This is a genomic window from Amycolatopsis sp., assembly GCF_035276945.1.
GTDB lineage: Bacteria > Actinomycetota > Actinomycetes > Mycobacteriales > Pseudonocardiaceae > Amycolatopsis_E.
This window is the reverse complement of sequence record NZ_DATELF010000177.1, coordinates 22254-35905: the sequence shown is the minus strand read 5'-3', so window position 1 is coordinate 35905 and position 13652 is coordinate 22254. Positions and strand designations below refer to the sequence as shown.

The window sequence follows — 13652 nt, the reverse complement described above, 5'->3', positions numbered from 1 at the left end:
AGGCCAGATTGAGCATCGTCGGCACCAGAGTGGTCCGCATCGAGGACCAGAAGTTGATCACGCAGGGTGGCACCTACGTCGACGACCTTCGCGAGGAGGCGCTGACCGGAGCCGTCCACGCGATGTTCGTACGCAGTCCCATCGCACACGCCAGAATTTCGTCCATCGACACCTCAGCGGCGCTCGTGTCTCCCGGTGTCGTGGCCGTCTACACGCTCGCGGACGTCGACCTCACGCCGCCGGCGCCGACGGAAGCGCCGGTCGCGCAGCCGTGGCTGGCCGACGGGGTGGTGCGTTATGTCGGTGAACCGGTCGCGCTGGTCCTTGCCGAGGAGCGCTACCAGCTCCCGGACGCCGCCGAGTTGATCGACATCGATTACGACCCGCTCGATGCCGTCGCGAGTATCGACGCGGCGCTGACCGACGAGACGGTGCTTTTCCCCGAGGTCGGCGGCAACCTGCTTCAGACCCACGGCGGGCCCTTCGACGACAACGCGTTCGACGCCTGCGAGGTCGTCGTCACCCAGACCATCGTCAACCAGCGTGTGGCCCCGGCTCCGCTCGAAGTGCGTGGCGCCTCGTGCACATGGGGCGAGGACGGGCGGCTGACCGTCTGGCTGTCCACGCAGAACGCGCAGCTCGCACGCTCCGCGATCGCGGCGGGGCTTGGCGTCGGGAAGGAGAAGGTCCGCGTCATCACGCCGGACGTCGGCGGCGGCTTCGGCGCGAAGATCGGCGCCGACCTGGAAGTGGTGGTGCTGGGCTGGGCGGCGAAGCGGTCGGGCCGTTCGGTCCGCTGGACCGAAACGCGCAGTGAGAACCTCACCTCGATGACGCACGGCCGCGCCCAGCAGAACACCGTCACCATCGGCGGCAAGCGGGACGGCACCGTGCAGGCGTTCCGGCTGGACGTGATCCAGGATGCGGGTGCCTATCCGCGCGCATTGTTCCTGCCGACGCTGACCGAGCTGATGGCCACCGGTGTCTACCGCTTCCCGAAGATCGAGACGCGGAGCCGCGCGGTCGCGACCAACACGACCCCGATCGGGGCCTACCGGGGTGCCGGGCGGCCCGAGGCGACCGCGGCGATCGAGCGTGCGATGGACCTGTTCGCCGCGGAGATCGGCAAGGATCCGGCCGAGGTTCGCAAGGTCAACTTCATCGGCCCGGACGAGTTCCCGTACCAGTCGCCGACCGGCGCGAACTACGACACGGGCGAGTACGCCAAGGCGTTGGACAAGGCGCTCGAAGCCGGTGGGTACGCCGAACTCCGGGCTGAGCAGGCGCGTCGCCGCGAGGCGGGGGACCCGGTCGTGCTTGGCCTCGGTCTCGCCGCCTATGTGGAGATCACCGGTGGTGACGCCGGCGGTGAGAGCGGCCGTGTCGACATCAACCCGGACGGCACCGTCACCGCCTACACCGGCAGCTCGCCGCACGGCCAGGGTTTGGACACCACGCTGACCATGCTGCTGTCCGACCAGCTCGGCATCCCGATGGACAAGATCACCATCCGGCACGGCGACACCGACGAGGTCCCCAAGGCCGTCGGCACCTTCGGTTCGCGGTCACTGCAACTGGGCGGTTCGGCCGTGCGGGAAGCGGCCGGGCAGGTGATCGACCGGGCGCGCCGGCTCGCGGCGGACCTGTTGGAGGCCTCGCCGGACGACCTCGAGCTGAACGTTGAGCAGGGTGCGTGGCAGGTGCGTGGCGCGCCGTCGAGCGGCGTGCTCACCTGGAGCCAGCTCGCCGCACAGGTCAGCGAGGGTGAGCTGTCCGCCGACGTGTGGTTCGGCGATGGAACGCCAACCTTCCCGTTCGGCGCCCACCTCGCCGTGGTCGAGGTGGACACCGAGACCGGCAAGGTCGTGCTGAAGCGGATCATCGCGGTCGACGACGCCGGCCCGGTGGTCAACCCGCTCGCCTTCCAGGGCCAGCGGCACGGCGGGCTCGGGCAGGGTACGGCGCAGGCGCTGCTCGAGGTGATGAGCTACGACCCGGACGGCAACCCCACCACCGCGACGCTGGCCGACTACTCGTTCATCAGTGCCACCGAGCTGCCGGACTTCGAGCTGGTGGACATGGCGACACCCACGACGCGAAACCCGCTGGGTGTCAAGGGAATCGGTGAGGCGGCGACCATCGGGTCCACTCCCGCCGTGCAGAACGCCGTGGTGGACGCGCTGGCGCACCTCGGCGTCAAGCACCTGGACATGCCGACGACCCCGATCCGGGTCTGGCAGGCGTTGGAGGACGCAAGGAAATGAGAGTGACCATTCAGATCAACGGACAGCCGTTCTCCGACGAGGTCGAGGACCGCACCCTGCTGGTGCACTTCGTCCGGGAGAACGCCGGGCTGACCGGGACCAACATCGGCTGCGACACCACCTCGTGCGGCGCCTGCACGGTGCTGCTCGACGGTGAGTCGGTCAAGTCGTGCACGGTGCTGGCCGCGCAGGCGGATGGGCACGAGGTCACCACCATCGAGGGCATGGCGGGTGCGGACGGCGAGCTGCACCCGTTGCAGCGGGCGTTCCGCGAGCAGCACGGCCTGCAGTGCGGGTTCTGCACGCCCGGGATGATCATGGCGTCCGCCTCGCTGCTGGCGCACAACCCGAAGCCCACGCGGACCGAGGTTCGAGAGGGCCTGGAAGGCAACCTGTGCCGCTGCACGGGTTACCACAACATCGTCAACGCGGTGATGGAAGCGTCCGGGCAGGAGGTCGACCGGTGATCCCGGCTCAGTTCAGCTACCGCAGAGCGTCCACTGTGGACGAAGCACTCGGCCTGCTTGCCGAGCACGGCGAGGACGCCAAGCTGCTCGCCGGCGGGCAGTCCCTGTTGCCGCTGATGAAGCTGCGGCTGGCGGCACCCGAGGTGCTGGTGGATCTCGCGGCGATCGACGAACTCCGCTACGTCCGGCTCGACGGGGACGAGATCGCGATCGGGGCGCTGTCACGGCACCAGGACCTCAACGGCGACCTCGTGCTCGCCGAGCACGCGCCGCTGCTCGCGCACGTCGCGGGCTTCGTGGGCGACCTGCAGATCCGCCACCGGGGCACGATCGGTGGCTCGCTGGCGCACGCCGATTCCGCCGCCGACCTGCCGGCCGCGATCCTGGCCTCGGACGGCGTGCTGGTCGTCCGCGGCCCGTCGGGCGAGCGGCGGATCCCGGCGGTGGAGTTCTTCCTCGGCCCGTTCACCACGCCGCTGGAGCCGGACGAGTTGCTGACCGAGATCAGGGTGCCACGGCAGACCGGGCTGGGCTGGGGCTTCGAGAAGTTCACCCGCCGCGCCATCGACTGGGCGATCGTCGGTGTCGCGGTGGTGGGCAGGTCGGTCGGCCTGATCAACATGGGCGGCACCCCGGTCCGAGCCCGCGCCACTGAAGAGGCGCTGGCCTCCGGCGCCTCGCCGGCCGAGGCAGGCGCGCTCGCGGCCGAGGACACCTCGCCGGTCGACGAGCCCCACGCCACCGCCGAATACCGCCGCCATCTCGCCCGGGTGCTCACCACCCGCGCCCTCACCACCGCCGCCGCGTAGGAGCCGCGTGAGGGGGAGCGCCGTCCGCGCTTCCCCTCACACCGTTCCGCGCCCTTTTCCTCGGCTGGAACTTCAGCTTGCGAAACCACCGCCGGTTTGTCGCCCAGGCCGAACTTTCGCCGCCTTTGATCGTCTTCCGCTGACAACGCGCCGGGCGGCCGGTGGTTTCGCCGATGTTTGCCGGCCGTCGCCCGTCACAGACTCGCCGTGTTCTGCTGCCGAACCCGACGGAGACCGACGGGCATGCGCAAACTCTGGTCGATGATGGCGGTGCTCGCCATCGTCCTGGGCGGGGTGACAGCCATTTCCGGTAGCGCCTCGGCGGCGGTGCCGAGCCCCACGATCGCCCGATAGCCGACAACGCCGGGCGGGGCTGGCCGGTCAGCGGCGCCAAGGGAATCCTGGACCTGGCCGGCTACGGCTACGGCTACGGCGAACACGAATACCTGATGTCCGGCCAGGCGACCACCTATGAGCAGTCGGGCAGCCGGGGTTCCGACGGCGTCTGGAACACCAGGATGGCCGGCACCGGAAACGGCTATACCGCCAGAATTGTCGTGGTCCGGCCGAACGACCCCGAGAAGTTCAGCGGCACGGTCGTGGCCGAGTGGCTCAACGTGAGCTTCAATGTGGACGTTCCGGAGGACTTTTTCCAGTCCTGTCAGCATTTCGTGCGTTCGGGGTACGCCTACGTCGGCGTCACCGTGCAGAAGGCCGGCGCGGACAGGCTCAAGAGCGAGGTCTCGGCCCGCTACAGCGCGGTCAACTTCACCGATGACACAGTCCTACGACATCTTCTCGTAGGCGGCCCAGGCCGTGCGCACACGTCCAAAACTGCTCGGCGGGCGCACCCCGGCGGTCGTGCTGGCGACCGGTCATTCGCAGTCGGCCCTCCGGCTGACCACCTACGCCGACGCGATCCAGCCGAAGGACAACGTCTTCAACGGCATCATGATCCACGGCCGCGCCCCTCCGCGGCGCCGGTGGGCACCGAGCTGATCCCGCCGCTGACCGCCATGATTTGGCAGGATCTGGCCGTGCCGGTGTTCGAGATCCAGTCCGAAACCGAGATCGCGTTCGCCTCCTCGGTCCGGCAGAACACCGCGAAGGTCTGGGAGGTCGCGGGTACCGCGCACGCCGAGCAGTTCGGTCTCAACCTCCACAACATGGTCAACGCCAGGGACAAGAGCATCAACGACGGTGCTTCCGTCTCCTGCGACAAGCCCGTCAGCAGCATGGCCTTCCGCTACGCCCAGAACGCCGGGTTCTTCTACCTCGACCGGTGGGCCAGGGGCGGCGCCGCCCCGCCGGCCGCGCCGGACATCAGCACCCTGCTGGGCCCGGTCATTCTTTGGGGCGCCGACGGGAACGCCCTCGGCGGCATGCGGCTTCCCGATCTCGATGTCCCGGTCGCGGCCTACGCGCCGAACAACAGCGGGGGCAACGTGTTCGGGGCCTGCCTGCTGCTGGCCACCACGATGCCGTTCCCGGCCGACCGGATCCGCCAGCTCTATCCCGATCACGCCACCTACGTCGCGAAGTTCATGGTCGCGGCGAACGCGGCCCGGATGGCCGGGTACTTGCTCCCGGCCGACCACACCGAAGCGGTGTAACGAGCGGCCGCCGCTCCGATTCCGTAACGGACCGGCTTGCCGAGGTGGCGTTCGGTGCGCGGGGGCGCACCGAACGCCACCTTTTCGGAGGTTTTCGAACCGTTCCCTGCCGTTGGTCGTGTCTTTGAGGCAAAGTTGGTGTCGAGCGTGCTCGTCGACCCGGAGGATTCGCCGTGACGGACGAGGGTGAGTTGATCGCTGGGCGCTACCGCCTGTTGTCCCGGGTGGGCCGGGGCTCGATGGGCGTGGTGTGGCGGGCCCGCGACGAACGGCTGGATCGTGTGGTCGCGGTCAAACAGCTGCTGATCGACGCGGCCGCCGACGAGGCGGACGCCGAAGAGGCCGGACTACGCGCGATGCGCGAGGCACGAGTGGCCGCCCGACTACGGCACCCGCACGCCATCATGGTGCACGACGTGGTCGCGCATCAGGGGAAACCCTGCCTGATCATGGAGTTCCTGGCGGCGGAGAGCCTGGCGGCGCTGGTCACCAAGCGCGGCACGCTGCCACCTGATTTCGTGGCGAAGGCCGGCAGCCAGGTGGCGTCCGCGCTCGCCACCGCACACGAAGAAGGCATCGTGCACCGCGATGTCACCCCGGGCAACGTGCTGATCACCGAGGACGGCACCGCCAAGCTCGCCGACTTCGGCATTTCCCGCGCGGCCGGCGAAGGAACCGTGACCAGCAGTGGGTTCATCGTCGGCACCCCGGCCTACCTGGCCCCGGAAGTGGCGGGCGGCGCCGAGGCCGGGTTTCCGTCGGACGTGTTCGCGCTGGGCGCGACGCTGTATTTCGCGCTGGAAGGCAAACCGCCGTACGGCACCGACGAAAACCCGATCGCGCTGTTGCAACGGATCGCGCGGGAGGAGATCAACCCGCCCCAGCATGCCGGGCCGCTCACCGACGTGTTGCTGTGCCTGCTGCGGCGTGACCCCGAGGAGCGCCCGTCGATGCTCCTGGTGCGCGAGGGGCTGGCCGCGGTCGCCGAGGGACGGCCGGTGCCGTCGCTCCTGCGGTCGATGCCCCAGACCAGGTTCATGCCCTTGGGGCCGCGCCGGTCGCGCGTCGCGCGGCGGCTCACCCTCGTCGCCATGATCGGAGTGCTGGCCTCCGGCGGTGCAGCGCTGGCCGCGACGCTGGGCCAGACCGGGAAGCCGGCCGGGCAGGCCGAGGCTCAGCAGCTACCTCCGTCGCCGGCTCCCGCATCGACGACGTCGAGCCCGCCCGCCAGCGGCAACGAGAGCGACGACGACACGTCCGATCGCGGCGGCTGCGATGCGCGGTACCAGGTGGTCAACGCGTGGCCTGGCGGTTACCAGGTTGAGGTGACCGTCCGCAACGACGAGGGGGTCACCTTGAACGGGTGGCGGGTCACCTGGGCGTTGCCGGATGGCCACCGGATCAGCAATCTGTGGAACGGCACCCTGTCCCAGCGCGGTTCCGCGATCACGGTGACCAGTGCCGACTGGAACGCGACGGTCAAGGCCTACGAGTCCACGAGCTTCGGCCTGACCGCCATCGTGCACAGCAACCGCTCGGCCCGGCAGGTCAACCTGACCTGCCGTGAACTCTAGACGCGGGTAGGCAACGGTCCTCCGTGGTAGGTGACGGCGTCGCTGAACGCGGCGGGTAGGTCCAGTTCGCGGTTTTCCGCGTCGGCGTAAGCCCGGTGCAGGTTGAGCACGAGCCGCTCGCTGTCCGCCCACCCGGCGAACTCCCCGAGATCCGCGTGCTGTGCGGTTTCCAACGGGGAAAGGCCGGCCGCACGACCGGTTTTGGCGGCTTCCTGCACGAGCCGGTAGTACCGCTCATGCTGGGCGAGGACCGACGGCAGTTCGGTGGCATCGAGCACCGGGCCATGCCCCGGCACGATCCGCTCGGCGCCGAAGTTGTTCAGCCAATCGAGTGAGCGGAGCGCGCCCTCCAGCGAGCCCATGAAGATCAACGGGGTCAGGCCGTGGAAGAGCAGGTCGCCGCTGAACAGCACGCGCTCGCCGGGAAGCCAGGCCACCACGTCTCCCGTCGTGTGCGCCGGGTGACCCGGGTGGCGCAGCTCGACCCGCCGGTCGCCGGTGTGCAGCACCAGGTCCGACTGCAGGGACACCGATGGGACGCGCCGGTGCACCCGGCCCCAGTCCGGCACCGGTGACCAGAACGGCGGGCAGCCGTCGATGATCGGGTCGGTGCGCAGCCCCTCCCGCATGTTTTCGTGGCCGATGAGGATGGTCGAGTCCGGGAGCAGGCTGTTGCCGTAGGTGTGGTCGCCATGCTGGTGGGTGTTGACCGCCATGCGGATCGGCGCCCCGCCGCTCGCCTGCTCGGCGGCGGCGAGGAAACGTCGCGTCCGGGCCTCGGTGGCGCAGGTGTCGACCAGGATGAGGCCGTCCGTCCCGCCGATCACGCCCGCGTTGTTCACCCACCAGGTGCCGTCCTGCTGCTCCCAGGCCCAGACCCCGGGAGTGAGTTCGCGGAGTTCCGCGGCATCGTTCATGCCACGAAGTCTGCCAGCTCCGCATGCCGCGCCGGGTGAATGCCCCGCTCGACGCGCTGTGTTCGCCTACGCTTCCGCCATGGCCACGGCGGGCACGTCATCCGGGGTGCGCAGGGCGGCGGCCGCGAACACGGTGGCCAGTAGCGTGACCACCCCAGCCAGCACCAGCGCCTCGCGTGGGCCGAAGAACTCGCACAGCCAGCCCAGCAGCGGGGCACCGGTCGCCCCGGCCGCCGCGGCGATCGTGCCGTGGATCGCGAGCACCCGCCCGCGCATGCCCTCGGCGGAATCGAGCTGGAGCCGGGTGCTCTTCGCGGTGTCGATGAGCACCGCGCCGGCCGCGATCGGCACGATGACCGCCGCGAACGACAGCACGCCCGGCGCGAACCCGCTGACCGCCTGCAGAACGCTGGTCACCGCGGCCGCGCCGAGCAGCAGGGGAACGGTGAGCTCGGCGAACCGGGCCGCGATGATTCCGCCGACCACGGTGCCGACCGCGAACACCGCGGACAGCAGCCCATACGCCGCCGCGCCCCCGCCGAGCGGTCCCTGGGTCATCGCGGCCATCGTGACCTGGTAGTTCCGGCCGAGCCCGGACAGCACGAACCCCAGTGCGAAAAGGACCACCAATGCCCGGCGGCCACGGAGGTACCTGAGCCCGGCGCGGACTCCGGTCTCCTCCGGTGGGCTGATCGCGAGGGGGTGGAACTCGCCCGGCCGCATCACCAGGATCGCCGCGATCACCACGACGAAGGTGGCCGCGTTGATCAGGAAGAGCAGCGGGTCGCCGACCACCGCCGCGAGGACACCCGCCAGGCTCATGCCCAGCACACGCCCGACCGAGTTGGTGACCGAGTTCCAGGCCAGCGCGTTGCCGAGCTCGGCGGGCGGCACCACCTGGCCCGCGAACCGGCCGAGCGCCGGTCCCTCCAGCGCACCGATCAGCCCGCCTACGGCGGTGAGCGCGTAGATGCCGGCCAAGGGCAGGCCCGCCCACACCATCAGGGCGAGCGAGACAGCCGTGACCAGATGCAGCGATTCTCCGGCCAGGATGATCCTCCTGGGCGGCAACCGGTCCGCGAGCGCGCCCGCCCACGGCCCGAGTATCAGCGCGGGCAAGGTGCTCAGCAGCACCGAGAAGCCGACCGAGGTGGCCGATCCGGTGCGGGCAAGCACGACCCAGTTGAGGCCGAGTACCTGCATCCAGCCACCGCTGACCGACACGAGGTCGGCGGCGGCCCAAAGCCGATAGTTGCGGTTCGCGAGCGCGGCAAGCATCGGCGGCAGATTTCGCCGCACGGTGTTCCTTTCCTGGGGGACACTTCAGACAGGCGCGCCCACGACGGCGGCAGCCCGGGGAACCCGGCGTCGCTTTGCCGGGCCTCAGCCAAGTTACCGTCCGCCAAACCCTTTGCCGATGTGTCGATTGCGACAGATGAGTTTCGCCGCTTCCGCTAACGCTTCTCGCCGCGAGCGCAGGTGTGACGATCGACACCACTCGATACCGCCGCCATGAATGCCGAGGCGTCTTCGGTGTCGTGCGGATCGGCGCGACGCTGCTGCGCCAGGGCATGACCACTCCGGAGGCGCCGCAACGGTGACCTATTTGTTGGCATCGACCAGTTGTTTCGCCTCCCGCTCGGTGGTGACGTCGGCGGGGATCCAGTGAGGAATTTTTGTGCCGTTTGCCGCATCAGTTAGCCGCGTACCACGCCGGCCAGTCCGGCCGCCATCAGGTAGGAGCCGGGTCAGTTCCGGCCGCCAGTCGCCGCGACCAGTGCGCTCATCACGGTGGAGGTCGTGCCGCCGAACGGTGATACCGAGAGCCATCAGCACGGGCAGCATCCCGATCTGCAGGGCCTGGGCCGCGGTCTCGCCGATGCCACGCTCGCCGTGCCCGGGAAGGGTTCCCGTGAGGTAGGCCGGCAGGTAGCTGGTGACCAGGTGGTTGACTTTCCAGGCCGGCACGAGCCCACCGCAGAGCAGCACGACCGCCCAGCAGCCGGCGAAAATCGCGCGGAAGTTCGCGCGCACCGGGCGGTGTCGCTCGGTTTCGAGCAGCTTCTCGAACGCCGGGTTCTCGTCGAGCCGCAGCCGGAGGTAGAGGCCGATGGCCACCGCGGCGACAGCCTGCCGCACCATGCCCGGCTCGGCGATCGCCACCTTTTCGGCCTGCACGTACGGCTCTCGTCGGACGGATTCCTGGTCGTTCCGTCCTGGATCGGAACGGTACGGCCTTCCCGCTGGTGGTCCGGCCCGGCTCTTGACCCGGCTCACACCTGTCCCGCCCGGACTGTCCGATGAGGACGCTGGTTATGCTCGGCCTCGTGCGCGAGGGGATTCCCGTCATCGTCGTCGCCGGGTACCTCGGGTCCGGGAAGACCACGATGCTCAACCACTGGCTGACCAGCACCCGTGGCACCCGGATCGGGGTGGTGGTCAACGATTTCGGCTCCGTGAACATCGATGCCCTGACGGTGGCGGGGCAGGTGGACGCGGGTCTTTCGCTGAGCAACGGCTGCCTGTGTTGTGCCGTCGACGCGCGCGGTCTGGACGACCTGCTCGAGAGGCTGGCGGACGCGGACCTCGATGTGATCGTCATCGAGGCGAGCGGTCTGGCCGAACCGCGTGAACTGGTGCGGCTGGTGCTGGCGAGTTCCACTGGGGTCTCCTACGGTGGGTTGATCGAGGTTGTCGACGCTGTTGAGTTCGAGCCGAGCCGTGCCCGGCATCCCGAGCTCGACCGGCATCTGGCGTTCGCGGATCTGGTGGTGCTGAACAAGACGGACCGGCTGGAGCCGTCCTCCCTCCCGCGTGTGCTGACGCTGGTGGAAGAGGTGAGCGAGGGCCGTCCGGTGGTGCCGGCCGTGCGCGGCAGGGTGCCGCTGGATCTGCTGTTCGACCGGGTCGAACGTCCGGCGAGCGCGCAACTGTCGTTCGACGATCTGCTGCACGACCACGACGACCATCCGCACGCGACCTACCAGAGCATGACGTTCTCCTCGGACGATCCGCTGCACCCGCGCAGGTTCATGCGGTTCTTGGACGGGCGGCCGCCCGGGCTCTACCGGGCCAAGGGCTTCCTCCATTTCGGACTGACCGATGACCGCTTCGCCCTGCACACGGTGGGCCGTTACCTGAGCTTCGAGCGCTCACGCTGGCCGTCCGGGACGGCGCCCCGGAGTAGTCTGGTGCTGATCGGGGTGGGTTTCGACGCCGACGATCTCCAATCGCGGCTGGAGGAGTGCGTCGAGCCGGACCCGTCGGCCATCGACGGAAACGCGCTCCTGCGCGTGCTCCGGCACACCGCGGAGCTGTAGTCGCGTCAGGTGAGCCGGCCGCTCCCGTGCAGGTGATCGAAGATCAGCTGATCGAGAGGTGACGCACGGTCACGATCGGCGTAGGACGACGAGACCACTTCTTCGACCTCGTTGCTGGGACTCGGTGTTCCCGTGTGGCCCGCCGTGTGGCACCTCATGCGCACCAGGGTTCCGGGCGTGGCCGTGTGCCTGGGCCTCGAAGGTGCCCACCTGTCCGGCGGTGGCGGGGTCGATGGCGACAGAGAGTTCCTCATGGATTTCTCGCACGAGGGCCTGGACATCGGCTCTCGCCGGGTTCGCGCTTCCCACCCGGGATGTCGCAGACGTCCTTGCCTCGTGATCGGGTGCTGAGGATCTTCCCGGCTTCCAGCCGGATCCGAACGATCTTGTCGATGGTCATGGATGCCTCTCTCTGCTCGTTCGTGGGGGAGTGGGGTGTGAGCGAGGGCCGTCTTGGCGCCCCTGCTCGGTCGCTGTGTGCGATCCGATCATATCGAACCTGTGAGCGCTTCGCGGCATGGTGCTCGCCCTGGTGTTTCGTCGACGTGTTGCGGTGCGGCCAGCGCCGGGATGTGCGCGGATGAGGAAAGCGTCCCATGTGGATAATAAGCGCCGAATGTGGGACTCGCCCGCGCCGAATGCGGAACTCGGGCGTCGCGATGCGGGACTCGGGCGCCATGAAAGGTGGACTCGCGCGGGGGCCGGTCTCCGGCCGGCACTGCTGACGCCCCCGTCCTCGTCGCGATGGACCACAGCATCGTCTGGCGCCTTGCTACCTCGCGTGGACGAGTTGGAAGCGGGTGGTCGGTGAAAGCGTGTCGCGGCGCTCCCACAGTGCCGGGTCGACCGCCTCGCGCTGGGCGGCGTGCTCGATTCGCCTGAAGCCGGCTTCCTCGAGCAACGCCGACATCTTTTCGGGTGTGAACAGACTGTGCATGGGTTCCCCCCGCTCGGCCACCACTCGCGCCAACGCTTCGAAATGGGTCTTTCCGGCCTCGTCCTGCAAGTGCGCGGGAAGGAGGTAGTCGGCGACCAGTTCGGCGCCTGGCGGCAGTTCCGCCAGCGTCCTTATCAGGGATTCACGGGTGAGGTACATGGTCACGCCGAGCCAGCTCACGAACGACGGTAGTGCGAAATCGAACCCCGACCGGGCCAGGCGGTCGCGCAGCGAGTCGTTTTCGAAGTCCACCCCGACGAAGGCCACGGTTTCCGGGATCGCGATTCCCGCGCTTTCCAGGCGGCGTCGCTTCCATCCCTGGGTGGCGGGATGGTCGACTTCGAAGACCCGCACGGGGAGCCGGCTGCGGTAGGCGAAGGAGTCGAGCCCCGCGCCGAGGATCACGTACTGCGTCACGCCCCGCTCGACGGCCTCGACCAGCCGGTCTTCGGTGTACCGGCTGCGGACGGCGACCTGGCCCCTCGCCCCCGACAGAATGGGGTGCGCACCGTGCGCGCGGTGGTAGGCGAGGAGTTCTTCGGCTCGTTCGCCGAGAATCGCCACGGCCAGGGTGTCCGCGAAAATGTGAGGTTCGGCGTCGACGAGCAGATGAGCGGCACGGGCGGCGGCCGCGACGAACGCGGTCCGACTGGGTTCCTCATTCACGCCGCCACCGTACCCGACGTTTTTCCCATCATATCACAAAACGGAAAATTCCGAAAGGGTCAGCGCGTCACAATTTCGCAGGCCGAGCCGGCTTTCGAAACGCCGCGGCTCACCGGTCACCGGGTCGGTGAATTCCAGGGTCTTCGCCAGCAACTGCAGCGGCCGGCTGAAATCGTCCAGCGCGGTTTCGGTGACCACCGGGTAGAAGCGGTCGCCCAGGATAGGTACGCCGAGACCGCTCATGTGCACCCGGAGCTGATGCGTCCGCCCGGTCGCCGGGACCAGCCGGTACCGGCCGAGTCCGCAGGCGCGCTCGATCAATTCGATCCTGGTCTCGGCGTTCGGCTCACCGTCGACCTCCTGCGCGACGATGGTCCCGCGCTCCTTGACGATCCGGCTGCGCACCGTGCGCGGCAGCGTCAGCCCGGGATCGTGGCGCGCGACCGCTTCGTAGGTCTTGCGCACCTTCCGGTCCCGGAAGAGGGTCTGGTACGCGCCGCGATGGACCCGCCTGGTGACGAACATCAGCAACCCCGCGGTGACCCGGTCCAGCCGGTGTGCCGGGCTGAGCTCGGGCAGGTCCAGGTCGCGACGCAGCCGCACCAGCGCGGTCTCCAGCACATGCCGGCCGCGCGGGATGGTCGCCAGGAAATGCGGCTTGTCCACGACCACGATGTTCTCGTCGGCGTGCACGATCCCGATCTCGAACGGCACCTCGACCTCGTCCGGCAGGTCGCGGTGGAACCAGATGAAGGCGCCCGGCCGGAACGGGGTGTCCAAGCTCACCGGCCCGTCCACCCCGACGATCCGCCGCTCGGCCAGCATCTCGTCGAGCCGCTCCGGGGGCAGTTTCGGGATGCGCTCGACCAGGTGATCGCGGATGGTCGCCCAGTGCCCCTCGGCGGGCAGCTTCATCCGGGCGGGGTTCAGCCCGTTGCGGGGCGGCAGCGGGGCCGGGGGCGGGGGTCTCACCTCGCCGACTCTAGCCTGGGGATGCTGGCGGAGACCGCCTGAAGTGACGCCGCGTCCGTGATATCACGGGGTTGTCGGGGTGTTCCGATACTCTGTCCTACCGTGGCTCGCTG

Annotated in this window: 11 protein-coding genes and 1 pseudogene; 6 read left to right on the top strand and 6 right to left on the bottom strand. The window is 69.2% G+C overall.

The genetic code is table 11. From position 1 onward, the window contains the following. Positions 1-8 precede the first annotated feature (8 nt). From VJT49_RS32395 to VJT49_RS32375, 5 genes are all read left to right on the top strand, one after another. The gene (locus VJT49_RS32395) at positions 9-2264 is read left to right on the top strand and encodes a xanthine dehydrogenase family protein molybdopterin-binding subunit (protein WP_324168781.1); all 2256 of its coding nucleotides are present in this window, start codon (positions 9-11) and stop codon (positions 2262-2264) included. Next, positions 2261-2731, top strand: a complete 471-nt coding sequence (locus tag VJT49_RS32390; protein ID WP_324168780.1) for a (2Fe-2S)-binding protein — start codon at positions 2261-2263, stop codon at positions 2729-2731. Before VJT49_RS32395 ends, VJT49_RS32390 begins: the two co-directional genes overlap by 4 nt. After that, positions 2728-3540, top strand: coding sequence for a xanthine dehydrogenase family protein subunit M (locus VJT49_RS32385; RefSeq protein WP_324168779.1), 813 nt, complete (start codon positions 2728-2730; stop codon positions 3538-3540). Before VJT49_RS32390 ends, VJT49_RS32385 begins: the two co-directional genes overlap by 4 nt. Positions 3541-3890: 350 nt before the next feature. Next, positions 3891-5153 carry an alpha/beta hydrolase domain-containing protein gene (locus VJT49_RS35625; RefSeq protein ID WP_422652944.1) on the top strand — a complete coding sequence of 421 codons (1263 nt, stop codon included), beginning with the start codon at positions 3891-3893 and terminating at the stop codon, positions 5151-5153. A 173-nt stretch (positions 5154-5326) separates the two neighbouring features. Beyond that, positions 5327-6727, top strand: a complete 1401-nt coding sequence (locus VJT49_RS32375; protein ID WP_324168777.1) for a protein kinase domain-containing protein — start codon at positions 5327-5329, stop codon at positions 6725-6727. Here the strand turns inward: VJT49_RS32375 and VJT49_RS32370 are convergent. From VJT49_RS32370 to VJT49_RS32360, 3 genes are all read right to left on the bottom strand, one after another. Then, positions 6724-7644 (bottom strand): MBL fold metallo-hydrolase, encoded by a 921-nt coding sequence (locus tag VJT49_RS32370; RefSeq protein ID WP_324168776.1) that lies wholly within the window; start codon positions 7642-7644, stop codon positions 6724-6726. The genes VJT49_RS32375 and VJT49_RS32370 overlap by 4 nt on opposite strands. A gap of 66 nt (positions 7645-7710) precedes the next feature. Then, positions 7711-8943 (bottom strand): MFS transporter, encoded by a 1233-nt coding sequence (locus tag VJT49_RS32365; protein WP_414636135.1) that lies wholly within the window; start codon positions 8941-8943, stop codon positions 7711-7713. A 303-nt stretch (positions 8944-9246) separates the two neighbouring features. Beyond that, entirely contained in the window at positions 9247-9822 is a 576-nt protein-coding gene (locus tag VJT49_RS32360; RefSeq protein ID WP_324168775.1) for a hypothetical protein, read from the bottom strand. Positions 9823-9944: 122 nt separating this feature from the next. Here VJT49_RS32360 and VJT49_RS32355 point away from each other — a divergent pair, with 122 nt between their 5' ends. Further along, positions 9945-10964, top strand: coding sequence for a GTP-binding protein (locus tag VJT49_RS32355; protein WP_324168773.1), 1020 nt, complete (start codon positions 9945-9947; stop codon positions 10962-10964). Between the two features lie 5 nt (positions 10965-10969). Here the strand turns inward: VJT49_RS32355 and VJT49_RS32350 are convergent. The 3 genes and pseudogenes from VJT49_RS32350 to VJT49_RS32340 all read right to left on the bottom strand — a co-directional run bounded on the left by VJT49_RS32350 (position 10970) and on the right by VJT49_RS32340 (position 13482). After that, a pseudogene (locus tag VJT49_RS32350) lies at positions 10970-11364 on the bottom strand (NUDIX hydrolase). Positions 11365-11736: 372 nt separating this feature from the next. Then, positions 11737-12567, bottom strand: a complete 831-nt coding sequence (locus VJT49_RS32345; protein ID WP_324168772.1) for a class I SAM-dependent methyltransferase — start codon at positions 12565-12567, stop codon at positions 11737-11739. Between the two features lie 33 nt (positions 12568-12600). After that, positions 12601-13482, bottom strand: coding sequence for an RluA family pseudouridine synthase (locus VJT49_RS32340; RefSeq protein WP_324168891.1), 882 nt, complete (start codon positions 13480-13482; stop codon positions 12601-12603). Between the last annotated feature and the right edge of the window lie 170 nt (positions 13483-13652).

Coding starts and splice junctions, on each gene's coding strand:
- VJT49_RS32390 (WP_324168780.1), top strand. CDS start 2,261: ATGAGAGTGACCATTCAGATCAACGGACAGCCGTTCTCCGACGAGGTC.
- VJT49_RS32370 (WP_324168776.1), bottom strand. CDS start 7,644: ATGAACGATGCCGCGGAACTCCGCGAACTCACTCCCGGGGTCTGGGCC.
- VJT49_RS32355 (WP_324168773.1), top strand. CDS start 9,945: ATGAGGACGCTGGTTATGCTCGGCCTCGTGCGCGAGGGGATTCCCGTC.
- VJT49_RS32340 (WP_324168891.1), bottom strand. CDS start 13,482: ATGAAGCTGCCCGCCGAGGGGCACTGGGCGACCATCCGCGATCACCTG.